The sequence below is a fragment of the Bacillus sp. AY3-1 genome, assembly GCF_008368785.1.
Classification (GTDB): domain Bacteria; phylum Bacillota; class Bacilli; order Bacillales; family Bacillaceae_G; genus Bacillus_A; species Bacillus_A wiedmannii.
Window position 1 is genome coordinate 14,916 of sequence record NZ_QORZ01000021.1, and the last position, 21,838, is coordinate 36,753.

The window sequence follows — 21,838 nt, forward strand, 5'->3', positions numbered from 1 at the left end:
AAACTTCAAATTCCTATGTCGATATATTGGGGACCGAAACGAGAATTATTAAAATCTATTTTTATAACTCGCTAAACCTGTGTAAAATAAGTATAGAAATTATATATATGTTTCAAGAAACAATAAAAAATAAAAAGAGGAATTTATATGTATATACCGTGGGTGAGATAAATGAAAAAACAAACACATGTAAGTATTCTTATAAGCATTATATTGTTATCTATAGCGATTCATTACGTGGCAATGCCTTTTCTATATGAATACTCATTTCCTTTTCAAATATTAATTGGAATGAGTACCTTATTCATTGATATTATCGCTTGTAGTTATATACTTTATTTTTCAAATAGGAAAGAAGGGTTACCTCGTTTATTTTGGACCATTTTATCTGTTGGAACCCTCTCTTATTTCATTGGTGATATGGTCGTTGCCTATCAACGTTTAATTTTAAAGGACTACTATACATTCGTTGATCCGTCCGATTTTTTTTACTTACTTTTTTTAATTAGCTTTGCATTTGCCTTTCTATATGAAATCATCTATAACCGCGATTTATTAGAAAAGCTTTTTATGATATGTGATATTTGTATTATTGTTACAGCACAATTCACTTTAAGTTACTACTTACTTATTGAACGCACCATTCACGTTTCTTCAACATCCTATATCGACATATTTGTTCAACTTACCTATCCAATGGCCGATTTGCTCTTTCTTCTCATAGGAATCAATCTGTTATTCAAGCCATTATCCTTATTATCCAAAAAAGTTGGTGCGCTTCTTGGCAGTGCTTTAATTTTATATGCTACTACAGATGCGATTTATGCTTATATTAAATACTTCACACCCGAGTATTCTATGTTTACAGTTACTCCTCTCTATCAAGTAACTTTAGTACTAGTAGCAATCGCCTGTATTCTGCATACAAAAGAACCTGAAAGACAAGAGCAAGTACTATTAACACCTAAACTTGGGGAATCGATCAGATTGTCATTACCTTATATTTCTGTAGTAATGCTTATTGTTTTTATACTAGTTGAATATGTTTTTGCACCTATTGTAGTAATCGGGCTTATAATAACTTTCTCCTTCGTTCTCATACGCCATAGTTTAGTTCGAAAACAAAATAAAATATTATTACTAGCCCAAATGCAATTCAACTCGGAACTCGAAAAACAAATTGAACTACGTACAGAAGATTTAGTAGAACAAAAGAATGAACTATATCATAACCAACAGATGTTTAAATCTTTATATGAGCATCATCCAGATCCAATCTTCACCTTAGATTTGTACGGTAATTTTCTCAAAGTGAATAACGCTGGTACTACTTTGCTCGGTTATCAAACGAATGAATTATTAAATCAACCTTACTATTCACTTATGTATGAAGAAGATTTGGAAGAAATCATTAGTGCCTTTCATCGGGTAAAAAAGGGGAAATCTATTTCTTTAGAAGTACGGGCATATCATAAAAATAGGGATATTTACTACTTGCATGTTACAGCAGTTCCTATCTTTTTAAAGGATCATATTTCTGGTGTTTATTTAATGATTAAAGATATTACGGAAAGCAAACAACAACAAGAACAAATTAATTTTCTAGCATATCATGATACTTTAACAGAGCTTGCAAATCGCCGTGCATTTCATCAATATGTAGAACAAGCAATTGCTCGATCCGAAATATCAAAAAGGCCTTTTGCTGTTATGTTTCTGGACCTAGACCGCTTTAAGGTTATTAATGATACCCTCGGTCATAGGGTAGGAGACCTTCTATTAATTGCCGTAGCAAAAAGACTAGAAAGACTATCGACACCAAATATGAAGCTCGCCCGGCTAGCTGGGGATGAGTTCACAATCCTTATCGAAAATTATAAAAAAAGACCCGATGTAAAAAAAATGGCTGATACGATTGTGGCAGCCATGAACGAACCATTCGAAATTGAAAGTCAACATTTACAAATCTCACCGAGCATCGGGATTGCAATATATCCTGAAGCAGGTGAAGATCCATTGTCCATTTTACAGCATGCTGATATGGCCATGTACGAAGCAAAAAATAAAGGAAAAAATGGTAGCTCTCTGTACACGAAAGAATTGTATAAAAAAATGGAACGAAAAGCTCGAATTGAAAAAGATTTACCACTTGCTTTAGTAAACGAAGAGTTTTATCTCGTCTATCAACCACAAATTGATATTACGACGAAAAAGATTATTGGTGCTGAAGCATTAATACGCTGGAAACACCCACTCCTAGGTGACATTCCGCCATGTGAGTTCATTCCAATTGTAGAAGAGACGCCTCAAGTCGTTCCGCTCGGTCATTGGGTATTAAAAGAATCTTGTCGCCAGTTAAAAATATGGCATACTTTCGGCTACACAGATTTAAAAATAAGTGTGAACTTATCTGCAAAAGAGTTCCAGCAAGATCATTTAATCGAGAACATTTCACAAATACTAACAGACATTAAAGTCGATCCAAAGCATGTAACACTTGAGCTAACAGAACGAATTGCAATGATCAACGAAAAAGAAACATTATCAAGACTAAAACAATTAAAGGAATATGGTATTCAAACGTCCATTGATGACTTCGGTACCGGCTATTCCTCTCTCGCTTATTTATCAATTTTCCCTATCGATACGTTAAAAGTACCGAGAGAATTTACACAACTAGCCGATCATCGGCCTGAGGAACGAGCTATTGTTTCCACTATCCTTTCCCTTGCAAATACTTTAAACCTCTCTGTCGTTGCTGAAGGAATTGAAACAGAAAAACAACTTAAGTTTCTACAAAAGAACAACTGTAAATATATGCAAGGTTACTATTTCAGTAAACCACTTACTAGTCATCAATTTATAAAATTTCTACAAAAAACACCCAGTATGAACCAATAGCTCATACTGGGTGTTTTTATAGTGTCGGAATTGTTTTCTCGTAATACTCCTCTGCAATTTCTTCATAAAAAGCTGCTGACGTCGTATAAAAATATGGAATTAGCCATAGGAATCCAATCCCGAGCGTAATACAACTTAATATAAACCAACCAATAAAGCTTAAACATAAAATGAAATACTCCATCTTATGTCCATTCATCATACGACGACTTTCTGTAATAGCTTGATTTATGGAATACTCAGGATGATCATTTATTATAAAGTACGTCATCGCATAAGAAAATGATTTAATAATGCCTGGAATAATAAATAGTAAAAACCATAAGAAAATATAAATGTTCACTACTATATATAATAAAAATGACTTTATAAACTTACTTCCTTCTGTAAACCATCTGAATATATGCCCAATACGTGCTTCCTTTTCACGAATGATATGTAGCGCTAAATGATAACCACCTAGCGTTAATGGACCTACCATCAATATTGTAATAACGTCTACTGAAAGTGAGTTATTTACTTCTTTCCAATCCCAAAATTGAGAGAAAATGAAATCAATACTAAAGCTAAAAGCTGAAATAAGAATCGAAATCAGTAATGTTGCCCCGACAGCTAATCCCCATTTCCCTTCTAATGAATCTAACGCTTCTCCTTTTAAATCACTAATCATATTGTTCCTCCTATACGTAATAACTCTATTAGTATAGCATGTTCCTACTACAATTCGTCTTTTGAAAGATAACGATAAAAATGCGCTGTCGTTGTACTCATATACGGGCTAAGCCAAAGAAAACCAATTCCAAGTGTTAAAATCCCTAAAATACCCCATCCTATAAAACTAAGCCATAAAAGAAACAAATCTAACTTATGTCCCTTCATAAGATGCTTACTTTCTTTCATTGCTCGTGACACACTATACTCTGGATTTTCAATCATTACATAGTACGTCATCGCATAAGAAAAATACATCACAATCATAACAACGATTGAAATAGCTAATAGTACAAAGAAAGCGATAGTAAACGACGTATTTCCTTCTTCACCGAAAAATGCGAATAAGGCTACTAGCAACATTGGAATCCATGTACCTGTATATAATAAAATCGCAAGCATTGCCCACATCGTTTTCATCATTCTTTTAAAGCCACGAAATCCTTCGAATAAGTGATCTACTTTAGCACCTTCTCGTTTACTAATCTGTAAAAATACATTTGTATAACCGTATGATGTAATTCCATACGATGCGTTACTCAAAATTATTATGATGCAATAAAAAATACCAAATGTAATACCTGCTCCGATTGATATTGTTTCCTCTTCAAGTGAACCTGTTAAACCAGCAAATAGTAAAAATATAATAACTCCTGGAATTAAAAGTATAAGCATTGCAGCCATTGAAACAACATAACTTAAAATAAAATATAAAATCGTTGATCCAACACCTAGTCCCCATTTTCCCTTTAAAGAGTGCAACGCTTCTCGTTTCATTTCACCGATCATTTATTCATCCCCTTTATAAATTGTTGTACATTCTCTACTTATACAAGCATCAATATAATTATACCATTTTTGTAAAATTATCCATGAACTACAAAAAAAAAATCCGTAAAGGCAAAGCCTTTACGGATTTTTTATTTCATATCGGAAACGTTTAAACGGTTCACAGCACGTTGTAATGCCATTTCTGCACGTTTAAAGTCAACATGTGCTTGTTTATCTTGCATACGTTGCTCAGCGCGACGCTTCGCTTCATTTGCACGATGGATATCGATATGGTTTGCTTCTTCAGCAGATGATGATAATACAGTTACTTTATCTGGACGAACTTCGATAAAGCCACCGCTTACTGCTACATAATCAGTGTGTCCACCATGTTTCAGACGAACTGCACTAATTTTTAACGGTGCAACAGTTGGAATGTGACCTGGTAAGATCCCCATTTCCCCACTCTCTGCTTTTACGCTTACCATTTCTACTTCTTTTTCGTAAACCGGTCCATCAGGAGTTACAATACTGACTGGAAATGTCTTCATACTTCGTCCCTCCTAAGGCCTTACGCCATCATTTTCTTCGCGTTTTCAATAACTTCTTCAATGCCACCAACTAAACGGAATGCATCTTCTGGAAGGTCATCATATTTTCCTTCTAGAATTTCTTTGAAACCACTAACTGTATTTTTTACAGGTACGTAAGAACCTTTTTGACCTGTAAACTGCTCAGCTACGTGGAAGTTTTGAGATAAGAAGAATTGAATTCGACGAGCACGATGTACAACTAACTTATCTTCTTCAGATAACTCATCCATACCTAAGATAGCGATGATATCTTGAAGCTCTTTGTAACGTTGTAAAGTTTGCTGTACTTGACGAGCCACTTCATAATGCTCTTCTCCTACGATTTCTGGCGAAAGTGCACGAGATGTAGATGCCAATGGATCTACGGCTGGGTAAATACCCATTTGTGTTAAACGACGCTCTAAGTTTGTTGTTGCATCTAAGTGAGCGAACGTTGTAGCTGGTGCTGGGTCAGTATAGTCATCGGCTGGTACATATACCGCTTGGATAGACGTGATAGACCCTTTATTTGTAGATGTAATACGCTCTTGTAATTGACCCATTTCTGTTGCAAGTGTTGGTTGGTAACCTACCGCAGATGGCATACGACCAAGAAGGGCAGATACTTCAGAACCTGCTTGCGTGAAACGGAAGATATTATCGATGAACAATAGTACGTCTTGTCCTTGCTCATCACGGAAATGTTCAGCCATTGTTAAACCTGTTAATGCAACACGTTGACGTGCTCCAGGTGGCTCATTCATTTGTCCGAATACCATCGCAGTTTTCTTAATTACGCCAGAATCGCTCATTTCGTGGTATAAATCGTTACCCTCACGAGTACGCTCACCTACACCAGCGAATACAGAGATACCACCGTGTTCTTGTGCGATGTTGTTAATTAATTCCTGAATTAATACAGTTTTACCTACACCGGCACCACCGAATAGACCGATCTTACCACCCTTAATGTAAGGAGCAAGTAAGTCTACTACTTTAATACCAGTTTCAAGAATTTCTACTTTAGTAGATAATTCTTCGAATGCAGGTGCTTGACGGTGAATTGGATCACGACGTACATCCGCAGGAACTTCACCATCTAAGTCAATTGCATCACCTAATACGTTAAATACGCGACCAAGTGTTACATCACCAACTGGTACAGAGATTGCTTTACCAGTATCTTCTACTTCTGTGCCACGAACAAGTCCGTCTGTGGAAGACATTGCAACTGTACGAACTGTATCATCACCTAAATGAAGTGCAACTTCAAATGTTAAGTTAATGCTTGCTCCGTTTTCGTTGCTTTGTTTTACCGTAAGGGCGTTGTAGATTTCTGGTAGCTTTCCGCCATCAAACTTAACGTCTACAACCGGACCCATGATTTGCGTAACGCGCCCTTTATTCATCGGGTTCCCTCCTAGCTTTCTTTTAATTAGCCAACTTTCTACGAGCAGTTAGCTTTTAATTTTTTATTGGTTTATAGCTTACGCGACTCTTTTGAAAGAGCCGCCTACGCTTTTATTGAATCTAGTTCCAGCGGCTAGAACAGTCGGTCATTTCGTGCCTTCCTGCGAGGCAAACTACGCCTCTTCGTCAGGAGCTCCAATGCCCTCTTGTTCTGGACGAGCCGCTTCCACTTTTTACTGAATCTAGCTCCGGCGGTTAGAGTGTTCGGTGGCTTCGCTTTTTCCTGCGAGGCACAAATCGCCTCTACGTCAAAAGCTCCATCCCCCTCTCATTCTGGACGAACCGCCTACGCTTTTTATTACTACTCTAACGCTGCTGCTCCACCAACGATTTCCGTAATTTCTTGCGTAATCGCTGCCTGACGCGCACGGTTGAATGAAAGTGTAAGTGAATCGATAACTTCCATTGCGTTGTCTGTAGCACTCTTCATTGCTGTCATACGCGCTGCGTGTTCACTTGCTTTACCGTCTAGTAATGCACCGTACACTAAGCTTTCTGCGTATTGTGGCAATAGTACTTTTAAAATTTCTTCTTCAGAAGGTTCGAATTCATAAGCTGTCGTCGGTTTCTCAGACGCCACATCAGTAAGCGGTAAAATTTTATTTTCCGTTACTTCTTGTGAAATTTTACTTACGTAATGGTTGTAGTAAATATACAGCTCATCATAAGCACCATCTGCAAACATCGCAATTGCTCGAGAAGCAAGCTCTTTAATATCAGTAAATGATGGGTGGTCAGATAGTCCAACTACTTCATCAATGATGTTAAAGCCGCGACGTTTTAAATAATCACGTCCTAGTCGGCCAAGCACAATAATTGAATATTGGTTTGAATCCATATTATGACGTTCACGAATTACGTTACTTACTGTACGTAATACGTTACTGTTATAACCACCTGCTAGTCCGCGATCAGATGTAATAACGATGTACCCTGTACGCTTTACAGGACGCGCATTTAGCATCGGATGATTAATTCCTTTACTTCCTTGCGCAATGCTCGCTACTACTTCTTGAATCTTTTCCATATACGGAACGAAAGATTTAGCATTTTGCTCTGCACGGTTTAACTTAGATGCAGATACCATCTCCATCGCTTTCGTAATTTGACTCGTTTTCTTTGTCGAGTTAATCTTCGCTTTTATATCGCGTAAAGATGCCACAGGTTTTCACCACCTTTTTTCCGGAAGTTGGCACGATTAGTAAGAATTCTCTTCCTAATCTACGTTGCAAGACATTCTTGCTCATGATTGAAGGAAAAGAATAGGTGCACCTACTCTTTTCCTTTACATAACCGTCAGCAATCTCAAAACTTGAGATGCCTTTTATATATATTATCTAGCTCCAGCGGCTTGAATGTTCGGTGGCTTCACTTCTTCCTACGAGGCAAAGACCGCCTCTTCGTCAGAAGCTCCATCCCCCTCACATTCAGAACGAGCCGCTTCCGCTTTTATTATTCAGAAGCTACGAATACTTTTTTAAATCCATTAATAGCTGCTGCAAATTTGTCGTCATCCGCAAGTTTCTTAGTTGTGCGGATTTCTTCTAATAAGTCAGTCGCATTAGAATCTAACCAAGCATGGAATTCTTCTTCGAAACGAGTGATATCTACTACTGGGATATCATCTAGGAATCCACGTGTTAAAGCGTAAAGAATGATAACTTGTTTCTCTACACGTAATGGTTTGTGTAATCCTTGTTTTAATACCTCAACAGTACGAGCACCACGGTTTAGTTTCGCTTGAGTTGCTTTATCAAGGTCAGAACCGAACTGAGCGAACGCTTCTAACTCACGGTAAGATGCAAGGTCAAGACGAAGTGTACCTGATACTTTACTCATTGCTTTAATCTGAGCAGATCCACCTACACGAGATACAGAAGTACCCGCATCGATTGCTGGACGTACGCCAGAGAAGAATAGGTCAGATTGTAAGAAGATTTGTCCATCCGTAATAGAAATTACGTTTGTTGGGATGTAAGCTGATACGTCCCCTGCTTGTGTTTCGATGAAAGGTAGTGCAGTTAAAGAACCGCCGCCTTTTGCATCACTTAATTTTGCTGCACGCTCTAATAAGCGAGAATGTAAGTAGAACACATCCCCTGGATATGCTTCACGACCTGGAGGACGACGTAATAGTAATGAAAGCTCACGGTAAGCCGCTGCTTGTTTTGATAAGTCATCATATACTACTAATACGTGTTTACCATTGTACATGAACTCTTCACCCATTGTTACACCAGCATAAGCAGCTAAGTATAATAATGGAGCTGGTTGAGAAGCTGATGCAGTTACAACGATTGTGTAATCTAATGCACCGTGCTTACGTAGTGTTTCTACTACGTTACGTACAGTTGATTCTTTTTGTCCGATAGCTACATAGATACAAATCATATCTTCATCTTTTTGGTTAATGATTGTATCAAGTGCAACTGCTGTTTTACCTGTTTGACGGTCACCAATGATTAACTCACGTTGACCACGGCCAATTGGTACAAGAGCATCGATCGCTTTAATACCTGTTTGAAGTGGCTCATGAACAGATTTACGATCCATTACACCTGGTGCTGGACTTTCGATTGGACGAGTGTTTGTTGTATTGATTGGGCCTAAACCATCAACTGGTTGACCTAATGGGTTTACAACACGACCGATTAGTTCTTTTCCTACTGGTACTTGCATGATGCGACCAGTACGACGAACTTCGTCACCTTCACGAATTTCTGTGTAAGGTCCTAAAATAATGATACCTACGTTGTTTTCCTCTAAGTTTTGTGCTAGTCCCATAACGCCGTTAGAGAACTCTACAAGTTCACCAGCCATAACGTTATCAAGACCATGAGCACGCGCAATACCGTCACCAACTTGGATAACTGTACCAACATCACTAACTTCGATTTCAGACTGATAGTTCTCGATTTGTTGCTTTATCAGTGCGCTAATTTCTTCAGCTCTGATGCTCATGTGCTTCACCCCTATCTATTCTTCATTAATTCACGCTGAATACGTGCTAATTTTCCTTGCAAGCTTCCGTCGTAAATGCGATTTCCAATACGTACTTTAATGCCGCCTAGTAAATCTTCATCTACAACATTTTTTACGCGAATTGCATCTTTTCCCGTTCTCTTTGCAAATGCTTCTGCAATGTTAAGCTTCTCTTCTTCTGATAGAAGACGAGTAGAATATACAGTTGCGTCGGCTACGTTACGTTCTTCATTAGCAAGAACAACATATTCATCTGCAATTTCAGGTAAGATATCAATGCGTTTGTTATCAATTAAAATATATAACGTATTTAAAATAGATTCAGAAACAGATCCGAATACGTTCGCAAGAAACGTTTTCTTCTGCTCTTTTGAAATGTTCGGTTGCGTTAAAAAGCTATGTAGTTCTCCGTTCTTTACATAAACGTTTTGTACAAGGCGTAATTCCTCTTCAAACATTTCTAATACGTGTTTTTCTTTTGCAATTTTAAAAAGAGCGACAGCATAACGTTTTGCTACAATCCCATTGCTCATCGCGCTTCTCCTACTTCTTTAATATAATCGCGAATTAACTTAACTTGATCTTCTTCTTTTAACTCTTTTTCAATTACTTTAGAAGCAATTTGAACAGATAAAGAAGCGACTTGTTCTTGTAAAGCAGCAATCGCTTGCTCTTTTTCGCGTTGAATTTCTTGTACAGCAGATGCTTTAATTGATTCTGCTTCTTCTTTCGCAGCAGCAACAATAACATCCTTTTGATCTACAGCTTGTTTTTTCGCTCTTTCGATTAACTCTTGTGCTTCAACACGCGATTGTTTTAACATTTCACGTTGTTCTTCTACTAATTTCTTCGCTTCAGCGTTACTTCTTTCTGCAGCGTCGATTTCATTAGTAACATGCTCTTCACGTTCTTTCATAATTCCCATTAAAGGGCCCCACGCGAATTTGCGTAGCATTACTAATAGAAGTAAGAAAATGAACAATGTATAAGCAATCGTTCCAAATGGAATGGAAGCCCCTAATAATAAAGTTGGCACAAGGATTCACTCCCTTCAAAATATCTAAATTGATCATATGAAAAAAAAAGACATACGTTTCGTTCATAAAGCAATGGCGAAGAAAGTTCGGAAAAACACTCTTCGCCATCTATGTAAGGGGAGTCTCCCTTATTTGTTCATTACGATGAATGCAATAACTACACCGATGATTGGAAGTGCCTCAACTAAAGCAACCCCGATGAACATAATTGTTTGAAGTGCGCCTTTTAATTCTGGTTGACGAGCAACACCTTCGATTGTACGTGATACGATAAGACCGTTACCAATACCTGCACCTAATGCTGATAAACCAATTGCAATTGCAGCTGCGATTACACCTAAACTCATTTAATTTGTCCTCCTTTGTATTATAAAAAAATAAATTTTTTCTTACTTAAATTATATTAATGGTCATGGCTTACTTTATGAGCCATATAAACCATCGTTAACATAACGAAAATAAATGACTGGATTGATCCAACGAATACACTGAATCCCATCCATGCTAACATTGGTACAAGCGCACCTAATGCTCCAAGGAATGATGCCCCGCCTAACTTAGCAAGTAACCCTAATAAGATCTCACCTGCATAAATGTTACCGAATAAACGAAGACCTAACGTTAATGTGTTAGCAAACTCCTCAATAACCTTTAATGGGAATAAGAATTTCATAGGTTGGAAATAACCTTTTACGTATTCTTTCGTACCCTTCATCTTAATTCCATAATAATGGGTGAGGGTAACTACCATCACGGCTAATGTTAATGCAACTGCTGGATCAGACGTTGGTGATCTCCACCATGCAATATGTTCGCCAGCCTCAACTGTTGAATACATGAATGGTAAACCAAGGAAGTTCGATACGATGATAAACATGATAAGCGTAACGCCAAGCGTTAAGAAACGTCCACCTGTTTTCCAATCCATCGTACTATTGATAATCCCTTTCACGAAGTCAAACACCCATTCCATGAAGTTTTGCATCCCGGTTGGGCGAAGGGCTAAACTGCGAGTTCCGATAACAGCGATTAAGAAAACAATAACTGCTGCTACAGTAACCATCATAACTGATGACAAATCGAACGTTAAACCTAGAAATTCAACTAATTTACCGTGTTCCACTAGTAATTCACCTCTCTTCCCTGCTCTTATACTCTAAATAAAGAAAATCTATGATCATGACAAGGTATCCTGTCAACAATCCTACACCTAGGCCCCACATCGCAATTAACTCTTGATATTTGGCTGCAAATAAAATTAATAACCCAATCGTGGCGAATCTCGAATATGTACTTACCGCTGTCGCCTTAAACTTCACGTTTTCTCCATTTGTTACGCGATCCAACAGCTTGTCTGTTCTACGTGCAATGATGCGCAAACTAAGAAAACTGAAAATCGTTCCGATAATCAGTCCAAGAAATACATCCTTGTAAGAGGTGAATCCCCATCCTAGCACTAGAAGCGCAAGCAAGTAGTACATATATTTCTTTTGTCTTTGGACAAGTCCATGTACGTCTATCATCATTGCTCTCCCGAATAGTAATGTCGAATGAGTCGAATCATTGCGTATATCCCTGTTCCTAATCCGAGTAATAACCCTATAATAAGAAACAACGGAAACGTTCCAACCTTACTATCAATCCACTGCCCACCAAAGATTCCAATAAGAATAGAACCGACTAACTGAGCAAGAATACCTGACATTAAAGCATAAGCTTTTATATGGCTGCGATCGTTTTTTTGCAAGGATTCATCCCTCCAATATGTAACCCTCATTCACGATGTGTTAATAATAACTCATTTTTCTGCATAAATCCTATACAAAATAAAAAGTTTACATTTTCGTCACGGAATAGATGTATTTTTGTCACTGAAAGCCCTACCATCTATCCCCGTTGTTAGCATACAATAGGGTATTAACAGTGTCAACGAGAAATCGTAAAAAATCAAAAAATTTGAGTATTAGTCATTTCCTCCCAAAAATGAAAACGTTCCCCTTCTAAATACTGGTTATGGATATGCAATTTCTAGCAGTTTTCTCATTATAATAGAAGGAAATGTTCACAAGTTTGTCACTATTATATTTTTACGATATAACGCTTTCCTTCCATAATATAGTGCTCTTTAGACGTAAGACTTCTATATTATATGTGGTGTGTATTCAACTTATGTTGTATATACTATGTATATTTATCCCCCCTCCCCTACCTCATCAGGGTACAAAAAAACGAGAGGGGAATCCCCTCTCGTCAGTTGTCTTACTTCGTTCCGAATAAACGGTCACCAGCATCACCAAGACCTGGTACTACATATCCGTGATCATTTAATTTCTCATCTAATGCTGCTACATAAATATCAACATCAGGATGTTCTTCTTGTACTACTTTTACTCCTTCAGGAGCTGCAACGATACACATTAATTTAATTTGTTTTGCACCGCGCTTTTTCAGAGAGTTAATTGCTTCAGCTGCAGAACCACCTGTTGCTAGCATCGGATCTAGTACGATAAAGTCACGTTCTTCTACATCCGTTGGAAGTTTCACATAGTATTCTACCGGTTGTAATGTTTTAGGGTCACGGTATAAACCAACGTGTCCTACTTTTGCTGCTGGAATTAATTTCAGAATTCCATCAACCATTCCTAAACCTGCACGTAAAATCGGAATTAAACCAAGCTTTTTACCAGCGATCACTTTTGTTGTCGCTTTGCTTACAGGTGTTTCAATTTCAATGTCTTTAAGTGGAAGATCGCGAGTAATTTCGAAAGCCATTAAACTTGCTACTTCGTCCACTAATTCACGAAAATCTTTCGTACCTGTATTCTTATCGCGAATATATGTAATCTTATGTTGAATTAACGGGTGATCAAATACATACAGTTTTCCCATGTGAATCTCTCCTTTAGATGATATTCATGCGTTTGCACGCTTTTTTACACTATTTACGATTGTAAAGAAAACGCTACTAATATTCAAGGGCAAATTTGGCAAAATCATGATTTTACAATGAATCTATCTAGTATCTTTACCAATTATGGGAGCTGTATCCTTCATTATATCGCCAAAATTTATTCATCATTTGTATACATACTTAAAGAACAATATATGTCCAAAAAAAACTGCCAAAACAATTACGTCTCAGCAGTCTTCTTTAATCTATTATAGGTCTGTGTACATTGGGAATTTGCTCGTTAACGCTTCTACACGCTTACTTGCTTCTTCTAATGCAGCTTCATTTTCATGATTTTTTAATGTGTAAGCAATAAGTGACGCAATTTCATCCATTTCTTCTAAACCGAAACCACGAGATGTTACAGCTGCTGTACCGATACGTACACCGCTTGTTACAAATGGGCTTGCTGTTTCAAATGGAATTGTATTTTTGTTCACTGTAATACCAACTTCATCTAACACGTGCTCTGCTACTTTACCTGTGATTTCTAAGTTACGAACATCAATCAGGATTAAATGATTGTCTGTTCCACCAGAAACAAGTGTAAGTCCTTCTTTTTGAAGACCTTCAGCTAAGCGATTCGCATTATTAATGATATTTTGTGCATATGTTTTAAAATCATCTTGTAGTGTCTCACCAAATGCAACAGCTTTTGCAGCGATTACGTGCATAAGTGGACCACCTTGAATACCAGGGAAGATTGATTTATCAATTTGTTTTGCAAATTGCTCTTCACATAAAATCATACCACCACGTGGACCACGTAATGTTTTATGTGTTGTCGTTGTAACGAAATGCGCGTGTGGTACTGGGTTTGGATGTAAACCAGCAGCTACTAAACCAGCGATATGTGCCATATCAACCATAAAGTATGCACCCACTTCATCTGCAATCTCACGGAATCGTTTGAAATCGATAACACGAGGATATGCACTTGCACCTGCAACGATTAATTTTGGTTTATGTTCTTTCGCTTTTGCTAATACATCATCGTAATTAATACGGTGAGATTCAGCATCCACGCCATATTCTACGAAATTATATTGTACTCCACTGAAGTTAACAGGGCTTCCGTGTGTTAAGTGACCACCATGAGATAAATTCATACCAAGTACTGTATCGCCTTGCTCTAAAATCGTAAAGTATACTGCCATGTTCGCTTGTGCACCAGAATGTGGTTGAACATTTACATGCTCTGCACCAAAAATTTCTTTCGCGCGATCACGTGCGATATCTTCCACTACGTCTACGTGCTCACAGCCACCATAGTAACGTTTTCCAGGGTATCCCTCAGCATACTTATTCGTTAAAACAGAACCTTGCGCCTCCATTACTGCTTCACTTACGAAGTTTTCCGAAGCAATTAACTCAATCTTTGAACGCTGTCTTCCTAGTTCTGCCTCAATTGCAGCAAATACCTTTTCATCTTGACGTTTTAAATGATCCACCAAAATCCCCCTTTTCTGAACGAATTACATCGATTCCCAATAGTTTTTTCTCATTTATTCAGAAAAAACGAAAATTCAGGTTGTAATTCTTTCGAACCTTCATGTTTTCAACTACATTCTAACATGACTTTCTATATCATAAAAGAAAAAAAAGACCGAAAATCGGTCTTTTCTTTCTTCTATTATAAAGTCAGACTACATACCTTTTATCTTTCGATATAAAGCTATTATGCGACTTTATAATTTTTCATGTCTAACGGCAAGTTATAGTCTCTTCCTTCGCCGCATAAACAGCACGTGCTCCACCAATTAGTTTTCCACGTGTCGTTGCCATCGTTACATGCGCACTTCCAATTTCCTTCACACCTGTACGAACCGGAACAGCTACATGCTTTAAATGCATACCAATAAATGTATCACCAATATCCATTCCTGCATCTGCTTTAATAAACTCAATTACTACCGGATCTTTCAAATTGTGATACGCATATGTTGCTAATGCACCACCTGCTGATCTAACAGGCGTAACTGTTACAATTTCAAATTGATATTTCATCGCCAACTCTCTCTCAACTACTAAAGCACGGTTTAAATGCTCGCAACATTGAAACGCCAACTCAATACCTGTTTGTTCTTGAAATTGTTTTAACTCAGAAAAAATCGCCTCTGCTACTTCCATCGTTCCTGATGTCCCAATTCTTTCTCCTAGCACTTCGCTCGTGCTACACCCCACTACAAAAATTTGTCCACTTTGTAATGAAGCTTGTTCTTGGAAATCATCAAGCGAAATTTGTAACTGTTCTCTTACCTTTACGATTTCTGTCATTACGCCTCTTCCTTTCACAGGTTGGTTCACCAAATTATATTTCATACTACTTCTAGTTAGAATCTATTACTTTGTTTCGTATGTTTTAATTTTCCCTACGCGGTTTTCGTGACGACCACCTTCATAGTCAGTTGTTAACCAAATTTTTGCGATGTCACGTGCTAGACCTGCACCAATTACACGCTCGCCCATTGCTAACATGTTCGTATCATTATGCTCTCTCGTTGCTTTCGCACTGAAAGTATCATGAACTAATGCACAACGAATACCATTTACTTTGTTTGCTGCAATTGACATACCGATGCCTGTCCCACAAACTAAAATACCACGATCTACCTCGCCATTCGCTACCATTTCCGCTGCTGGAAACGCAAAATCAGGGTAATCAACAGAACCAGCTTCACATTCACAACCTAAATCAATATATTCAATATTTAACTCTTCTAATAAACTTACAAGTTCTTTACGGATATTCATACCGCCGTGATCAGATGCTACTACTACTTTCATTTTTACCCCTCCAAAGTTTCAATCAATTATCTTCATTTCTCACTCGTTACCTTAACGGAACGAAGTAATCTCCAATATCGTATTATACACGAAACATCAACCTTCTGAATGTTTTTTCAGTAAAGTTTGTACAAGTTTTTCCATCTCTTCTAACGTTTCTTTATAAATAGAAAGTGAACCGCCAAATGGATCTGAAATATCCTTACTTATCCCCTCAGTTACTCCATATAATGTATCCACTTTCTTTTCAACACTCGGATAATGCCCAAGTACAATTTGCTTATGGTTTTCCGTCATTGTTACTACAATATCTGCCCAATCAATCAAAGCTTCATTTATCTGTTGCGAAGCATGATCGATTGTAATTCCCTTTTCAGCTAAAGCTTCCTTTGCATATATCGACGCATCACTTCCAGGATAGGCGAAAACACCAGCAGATTGCACTTCAAACTTCCCTTCTCCATGATGACGAAGTAACGCCTCAGCCATCGGGCTACGGCATGTATTTCCAGTGCAAATAAATAACACTCGTTCCATCCAAACCCACCCCTTTTCTTCTTTTTCCTATCTTTCATCATAACGTACATAAGAATAGAACAAAAGAAATGTGAATATACGAAAGGCGCATTTCTCTTATATTTTTTCTAAGAAAAATGCGCCTTATCCACATATATGTGAAACCCTATTTCCAAGTGCCTAGAGTATTTTAACATACATAGCAAGCGTACTACAAAACAAAAGAAGGAATCCATTTCATATGAAACGGATTCCTCTTATACAATAATTATTTCATTGTAACTTTCATTACTTCTGTTGAACCTTTTGTAGCTGTTACGCCTACAGTTGTTTTAATAGACTCAGCTGCATCTGTGTTTGTAATAACGATTGGAGTAATTGTACTTTTCGCTTTTTCACGGATTAATTCTAAGTCGAATGAGATTAATTTATCTCCAGCTTTTACAGCTTGGCCTTCAGAAACGTGAGCTTCGAAACCTTCGCCTTCCATTTTTACAGTTTCTAATCCAACGTGGATTAAAATTTCTGTACCGTTTTTCGCTTTAATTCCTACAGCATGTTTTGTGTGGAATAATTGTACGATTTCACCATCAACTGGAGATACAACTAGACCCTCAGTAGGATCGATTGCAACACCTTCACCCATCATACGACCAGCGAATACTGGATCTGGTACTTCTTCAATATTTTTCACTGCTCCAGTTAATGGAGCTACGATTGTTTCTTCATTTGTTTTTGAACCAAAACCGAATAATTTTTTAAACATAGGATAGTCCTCCTCATAATTTACCTAAAAGTTTATAGGGCAATCCCTAGTAAAACTCGGGATACATGTAAGACTTCATACTTCGAATATTATACTGTAAAAACGCTTTCGAAATAAATTACGTCATTACTAATAGACTCTTATTGTAGCTCTTTGCAAAATTCCAGTCAATTCTGATTGTCTGAATAACAATAAGAAGTTAACTTCTACTTATATTTTCTCTTTTTTTACCCAACTTGTCTAGAGGTCTTTACTACATTTTGCTTTTTGTCGCTAATTTGTAAAATTATTTTCAAACTTTTTTCGAAATCCACTTGACTAAAGTAAGTAACTATTTTATCATTACTTACATAAGGTAAGTTAATAACTTTTAGGAGGTTTTTGAAATGATGGATATCGGTCTTCTTATTATTCGTCTTATTATAGGTATTACATTCATGGGTCATGGTGCTCAAAAACTATTTGGTTGGTTCGGCGGTTACGGTTTAAAAGGAACAGGCGGCTGGATGGAGTCAATCGGTTTACGTCCTGGTGTATTCATGGCATTTATGGCTGGCGCAACTGAATTATTAGGTGGCTTCTTATTCGCATCAGGTATTTTCACTGCAATTGGTTCATTATTTATCGTTGGAACAATGTTAATGGCAATCTTCACTGTTCACGGAAAAAATGGCTACTGGGTAACACAAAACGGATATGAATACAATTTAATGTTAATCGCTGTTGCTGTCGGAGTAGCTTTAATCGGACCTGGGGCATACGTTTTATTATAATTTTTATCTTGAATTCGAGATTATTTAGACGGAACTTACTTCAATCACAATGAAGTAAGTTCTTTTTATGTAATAAAAATATTATTTTCAGCAGGAGTTTTCCACTAACATCTTGTAAACAAACAATAAGTCGTCATATTTAGAAAGGGGATTTTACGCATGTTATCCATTAATCCAAATGAACAAACGGAAAAAGAGAATTACAAATTATTAACGGGAAGTATCATTCCACGCCCTGTCGCATTCGTTACTTCTGTAACAAAAGACGGCGTATTAAACGGAGCACCGTATAGCTATTTCAATATTGTCGCTGCTAATCCACCACTTATCTCAGTTTCTGTACAACGAAAAGCAGGAACACCGAAAGATACTTCTCGAAACGCAATCGAAAAGGGTGAGTTTGTCGTACATATTTCTGATGAATCTTACGTAGAAGCAATTAACGAAACAGCGGCTAACCTCCCGCCAAATGAAAGCGAAATTGAACTAGCAAAACTAACACCAATTGAAAGTGATGTTATCTCCGTTCCAGGTGTAAAAGAAGCAAATATTCGAATGGAGTGCGTACTAGAACGCGCAATCCCTCTTGGCGGAACAGAAGACTCACCAGCTTGCGATCTACTAATCGGACGCGTCGTTCGTTTCCACGTCGCAGAACACCTATACGAAAACGGCCGCATTCATGCAGAAGGACTAAAACCAGTAAGCCGTCTAGCAGGACACAACTACGCAAAACTAGGAGAACAATTTGAATTGGTGAGGCCTGTTTAAAAGTGGCAGTGGCTCCATTCCTTCCATCACTTAAACATAAAATCCCCTGCTAAATAGCAGGGGATTTTATCATTGTAATTCTTCCTTCTTTTCTTCTAAAGTAGGTACTTTCTCTTTTTTCGGTTTCCCAAGCTTAATTACTAAGAAATATAGGGAAAGCAATGTAATAAGAAAAACGATTATAAACGGATATGGAGAATAAAAGGCACGCGCTGCCTCCGTTTTTCCCGCAACAAACTTCAATGACTCAATATCTAAAAACTCAGCAAACATTTGTACACCGAGCATACTAAACCAAAAAACAAAAAAACTAATAATAATACCAAAAACTTGCTTCAATCTCGTCATTCATCTCATCCTTTCTATATCTATAATTTTTTAGCGCAATCAGTATAGTATAAATAAAACTATGCACAGAAAGGAGCTATCTTACCATTCGCGAATTAACTTCATCCAACCTAAAATTGAAATTTGCAAAATAATACCCCAAATAACAAGCCGTCTTAACCACCTAGGGAAAAAAGTTAAAAATCGAATATACCATTCCAATAATTTATTCATAACTCCCTCCTATTTAAAATTATATAGGAAAAAGGAGATATAATCCAAATCCAACGAGAATGATACCACCTACTATCTCGCCATATGTGCCGAGCATATCTTTTGCATGTCTACCAATTAATAAACCAATCCACGCTAATAACATACTAACAAATCCAAAAAGTAATATCGTAATAATTGTCTGCGCCCCGTAAATACCAAGACTAAGGCCTACTGAAAAACTATCTATACTAACGCCAAATGCAAATACGAATAAACTAATTCCAATAGGGGCCGTTCTAGTCCCTTCATTCTCCAAAATAGATGAATACACAATATAGAATCCTAGTCCAATTAATAAAATAGCACCTGCAAAATGTGCAATGTCTCCATACTGTTCTGATAAAAAACGACCTAATACCATCCCTATAAATGGCATGATAATATGAAATATCCCTATCGTCATACCGATATACAGAATTTGTCTTAACTTTAAGGTCATCATCCCCATACCAAGACTCACCGAGAACGCATCCATCCCTAAAGCGAATGCCATAATTATTAAAGGTATTAGCTGTTCAAACGTCATTCATGTCCCTCCTCGGACGTGCTACTTCAAAATATGCTTATCCGAGGAGAAATATTCGGTTTGCTAATCGTACCTTACGATTCAATAATAACCTGATGGCCTGCCGCTTTCGTTAAGCGATTCATAATGGCATTCCCTATTCCTTCATTCGGGAATGATTCACTAAAAATAACATCCACTTCACTTGCATCAAACGTTCTAAGTACATCATATAATTTAGTCGCAACGCTAGCTAAATCGCTTCGAACACCACAAGATAATACAACATCCGCACTATATACATGCTGATATTCTTCCGTCGTTAATACACCTACTTTAAACCCTTCTTCCTTTTTCTTATCCACAATAAGCTGAATAAATTCACGTGAACCTTCAACAATGCTAAGCGGCGCTTTCGGTGCATAATGTGTATATTTCATTCCAGGTGATTTCGGTTTTTCCTTCTCGTCCTTTAAAGCCGGATCTAAAGAAACAGTACCAATTACCGCTTCTAATTGTTCTTTCGTAATTCCACCTGGGCGTAATATCGTTGGAACCTCGCTTGTACAATCAATTACAGTCGATTCAACACCTACTCCCGTCGCACCACCATCTACAATACCTGCAATTTTCTCATTTAAATCTTCATATACGTGAGAAGCTAGTGTCGGACTTGGGCGCCCAGAGCGATTCGCACTCGGTGCTGCAACAGGTACATTTGCTTCTTCAATAAGAGCAAGCGCTACTGGATGATCAGGCATTCTTACTCCAACCGTATTAAGTCCTGCCGTCACCTTCTCTGAAATCCCTTCTTTTCTAGGTAAAATAATTGTTAACGGGCCTGGCCAAAAATGCTCCATTAACTTCTCTGCAACTGGCGGGATTTCTTTCACAATCCCATCTAACTGTGATTTTGTACCGATGTGGACAATAAGTGGATTATCACTCGGTCTTCCTTTCGCTTCAAAAATTTTCGCGATTGCTTCATCATTCATCGCGTTTGCACCTAGTCCATATACCGTTTCTGTAGGGAAGGCAATCGCCTCGTTTTCCCTTAATAATTTTGCTGCTTCTTGTAACTGTGGATAATATTTTTTTCTTTCCACAACATTATCCACAACCCACATATTTGTATGCATTTTTTCCCACGTCCTTTTCTACCCTGAAATACTTGTCTATTTTTAGTTTACTATGAGATTTATCCAAAAGACAAACAAGGTTTATCCACAAAATGTGGATAAACCTAATTAATCCGTGGATAACTTTGTGAATAGCTGACAATTTAGTATTATTGCATTTGGCTCTTTTATATTTTTACAAAAGTGTTCTAACTGTCGAATTCCCTCTGGTACGTTTTCTTTCTCTATAGTAACAAAGTCAAAAAACTGAAAGATTGTTATAGATTGTGGATGATTTGTTAGTAAGTACAATTGTCGAATATTTTTTTCGTTCATATACTGCAAAAACATTTCAAAAAAATATAAGAAAGTCTGTTTATCCACATTAGGTGTGAATAAACAAGAACGAATCAGTGCGTGTTCTTCACTTTGTTCATATCCGATGACAGCCCGTATTTCTTCCGCCTCTTCCAAAATCATAAATTGCGCGTACAACTCATTTATTTTATCATCTTTTTTATTAGCTTGTCCGAAAAAAGAATGCAATCTTTCCACATCTGTTTTCGTAGCAAAATATACTTTCTTCATAGTAAATCCCTCCTCTT

Annotated in this window: 27 protein-coding genes; 3 read left to right on the forward strand and 24 right to left on the reverse strand. The window is 37.4% G+C overall.

Going from position 1 to position 21,838, the window contains the following annotated elements; genetic code table 11:
* Positions 1-171 precede the first annotated feature (171 nt).
* Positions 172-2,901 (forward strand): putative bifunctional diguanylate cyclase/phosphodiesterase, encoded by a 2,730-nt coding sequence (locus tag DN389_RS22095; RefSeq protein ID WP_046955512.1) that lies wholly within the window; start codon positions 172-174, stop codon positions 2,899-2,901.
* Between the two features lie 16 nt (positions 2,902-2,917).
* Here DN389_RS22095 and DN389_RS22100 read toward each other — a convergent pair whose 3' ends face one another.
* The 19 genes from DN389_RS22100 to DN389_RS22190 form a co-directional block, all read right to left on the reverse strand.
* Entirely contained in the window at positions 2,918-3,571 is a 654-nt protein-coding gene (locus DN389_RS22100; RefSeq protein WP_060487974.1) for a DUF975 family protein, read from the reverse strand.
* 47 nt (positions 3,572-3,618) lie between these two features.
* On the reverse strand, positions 3,619-4,401 hold the full coding sequence (locus DN389_RS22105; protein ID WP_060487973.1) for a DUF975 family protein: 783 nt from the start codon (positions 4,399-4,401) through the stop codon (positions 3,619-3,621).
* A 131-nt stretch (positions 4,402-4,532) separates the two neighbouring features.
* Positions 4,533-4,934 (reverse strand): F0F1 ATP synthase subunit epsilon, encoded by a 402-nt coding sequence (atpC, locus tag DN389_RS22110; RefSeq protein WP_060487972.1) that lies wholly within the window; start codon positions 4,932-4,934, stop codon positions 4,533-4,535.
* Between the two features lie 20 nt (positions 4,935-4,954).
* Complete coding sequence (gene atpD, locus DN389_RS22115) at positions 4,955-6,364, reverse strand: F0F1 ATP synthase subunit beta (protein WP_048542681.1); 1,410 nt, start codon at positions 6,362-6,364, stop codon at positions 4,955-4,957.
* A gap of 362 nt (positions 6,365-6,726) precedes the next feature.
* The gene (gene atpG / locus DN389_RS22120) at positions 6,727-7,587 is read right to left on the reverse strand and encodes a F0F1 ATP synthase subunit gamma (protein ID WP_149237628.1); all 861 of its coding nucleotides are present in this window, start codon (positions 7,585-7,587) and stop codon (positions 6,727-6,729) included.
* A gap of 290 nt (positions 7,588-7,877) precedes the next feature.
* Positions 7,878-9,386 carry a F0F1 ATP synthase subunit alpha gene (gene atpA / locus DN389_RS22125; RefSeq protein WP_000027510.1) on the reverse strand — a complete coding sequence of 503 codons (1,509 nt, stop codon included), beginning with the start codon at positions 9,384-9,386 and terminating at the stop codon, positions 7,878-7,880.
* A gap of 11 nt (positions 9,387-9,397) precedes the next feature.
* Positions 9,398-9,940 (reverse strand): F0F1 ATP synthase subunit delta, encoded by a 543-nt coding sequence (gene atpH, locus DN389_RS22130; protein WP_000064683.1) that lies wholly within the window; start codon positions 9,938-9,940, stop codon positions 9,398-9,400.
* The gene (gene atpF / locus DN389_RS22135; RefSeq protein ID WP_001142625.1) at positions 9,937-10,443 is read right to left on the reverse strand and encodes a F0F1 ATP synthase subunit B; all 507 of its coding nucleotides are present in this window, start codon (positions 10,441-10,443) and stop codon (positions 9,937-9,939) included. The genes atpH and atpF overlap by 4 nt, the downstream gene beginning before the upstream one ends.
* A gap of 129 nt (positions 10,444-10,572) precedes the next feature.
* Positions 10,573-10,791, reverse strand: coding sequence for a F0F1 ATP synthase subunit C (gene atpE / locus DN389_RS22140; RefSeq protein WP_000052064.1), 219 nt, complete (start codon positions 10,789-10,791; stop codon positions 10,573-10,575).
* Between the two features lie 56 nt (positions 10,792-10,847).
* Positions 10,848-11,567, reverse strand: a complete 720-nt coding sequence (atpB, locus tag DN389_RS22145) for a F0F1 ATP synthase subunit A (protein ID WP_000399874.1) — start codon at positions 11,565-11,567, stop codon at positions 10,848-10,850.
* Positions 11,568-11,574: 7 nt separating this feature from the next.
* Positions 11,575-11,967, reverse strand: a complete 393-nt coding sequence (locus DN389_RS22150; RefSeq protein WP_000567600.1) for an ATP synthase subunit I — start codon at positions 11,965-11,967, stop codon at positions 11,575-11,577.
* On the reverse strand, positions 11,967-12,191 hold the full coding sequence (locus DN389_RS22155) for an AtpZ/AtpI family protein (protein WP_001171220.1): 225 nt from the start codon (positions 12,189-12,191) through the stop codon (positions 11,967-11,969). The genes DN389_RS22150 and DN389_RS22155 overlap by 1 nt, the downstream gene beginning before the upstream one ends.
* A gap of 26 nt (positions 12,192-12,217) precedes the next feature.
* Complete coding sequence (locus tag DN389_RS22160; RefSeq protein WP_000232961.1) at positions 12,218-12,331, reverse strand: DUF4024 domain-containing protein; 114 nt, start codon at positions 12,329-12,331, stop codon at positions 12,218-12,220.
* Positions 12,332-12,703: 372 nt separating this feature from the next.
* On the reverse strand, positions 12,704-13,333 hold the full coding sequence (gene upp / locus DN389_RS22165; protein WP_000517539.1) for a uracil phosphoribosyltransferase: 630 nt from the start codon (positions 13,331-13,333) through the stop codon (positions 12,704-12,706).
* Between the two features lie 270 nt (positions 13,334-13,603).
* Complete coding sequence (gene glyA / locus DN389_RS22170; protein ID WP_000349796.1) at positions 13,604-14,845, reverse strand: serine hydroxymethyltransferase; 1,242 nt, start codon at positions 14,843-14,845, stop codon at positions 13,604-13,606.
* Between the two features lie 253 nt (positions 14,846-15,098).
* Entirely contained in the window at positions 15,099-15,716 is a 618-nt protein-coding gene (locus tag DN389_RS22175) for a TIGR01440 family protein (RefSeq protein ID WP_098189310.1), read from the reverse strand.
* A 21-nt stretch (positions 15,717-15,737) separates the two neighbouring features.
* Positions 15,738-16,181 carry a ribose 5-phosphate isomerase B gene (gene rpiB, locus DN389_RS22180; RefSeq protein ID WP_000869917.1) on the reverse strand — a complete coding sequence of 148 codons (444 nt, stop codon included), beginning with the start codon at positions 16,179-16,181 and terminating at the stop codon, positions 15,738-15,740.
* 96 nt (positions 16,182-16,277) lie between these two features.
* On the reverse strand, positions 16,278-16,718 hold the full coding sequence (locus DN389_RS22185) for a low molecular weight protein arginine phosphatase (RefSeq protein WP_048542685.1): 441 nt from the start codon (positions 16,716-16,718) through the stop codon (positions 16,278-16,280).
* A gap of 247 nt (positions 16,719-16,965) precedes the next feature.
* Positions 16,966-17,463: a PTS sugar transporter subunit IIA gene (locus DN389_RS22190; protein ID WP_087985978.1), complete on the reverse strand. Its 498-nt coding sequence runs from the start codon at positions 17,461-17,463 to the stop codon at positions 16,966-16,968.
* Between the two features lie 386 nt (positions 17,464-17,849).
* Between DN389_RS22190 and DN389_RS22195 the strand changes: the two genes are divergently transcribed.
* Positions 17,850-18,236, forward strand: coding sequence for a DoxX family protein (locus tag DN389_RS22195; protein ID WP_087985979.1), 387 nt, complete (start codon positions 17,850-17,852; stop codon positions 18,234-18,236).
* A 159-nt stretch (positions 18,237-18,395) separates the two neighbouring features.
* Positions 18,396-19,007: a flavin reductase family protein gene (locus DN389_RS22200; RefSeq protein WP_000949076.1), complete on the forward strand. Its 612-nt coding sequence runs from the start codon at positions 18,396-18,398 to the stop codon at positions 19,005-19,007.
* A gap of 69 nt (positions 19,008-19,076) precedes the next feature.
* Here the strand turns inward: DN389_RS22200 and DN389_RS22205 are convergent, their stop codons facing one another.
* From DN389_RS22205 to DN389_RS22220, 5 genes are all read right to left on the reverse strand, one after another.
* Complete coding sequence (locus DN389_RS22205; RefSeq protein ID WP_000197467.1) at positions 19,077-19,355, reverse strand: DUF3935 domain-containing protein; 279 nt, start codon at positions 19,353-19,355, stop codon at positions 19,077-19,079.
* A gap of 81 nt (positions 19,356-19,436) precedes the next feature.
* Positions 19,437-19,568 carry a hypothetical protein gene (locus tag DN389_RS28930; RefSeq protein ID WP_001037624.1) on the reverse strand — a complete coding sequence of 44 codons (132 nt, stop codon included), beginning with the start codon at positions 19,566-19,568 and terminating at the stop codon, positions 19,437-19,439.
* Between the two features lie 19 nt (positions 19,569-19,587).
* Entirely contained in the window at positions 19,588-20,136 is a 549-nt protein-coding gene (locus tag DN389_RS22210; RefSeq protein WP_098189309.1) for a manganese efflux pump MntP, read from the reverse strand.
* 74 nt (positions 20,137-20,210) lie between these two features.
* Entirely contained in the window at positions 20,211-21,254 is a 1,044-nt protein-coding gene (locus DN389_RS22215) for an L-threonylcarbamoyladenylate synthase (protein WP_098189308.1), read from the reverse strand.
* Between the two features lie 108 nt (positions 21,255-21,362).
* Positions 21,363-21,821, reverse strand: coding sequence for a GNAT family N-acetyltransferase (locus DN389_RS22220; protein ID WP_088608232.1), 459 nt, complete (start codon positions 21,819-21,821; stop codon positions 21,363-21,365).
* Positions 21,822-21,838 lie beyond the last annotated feature (17 nt).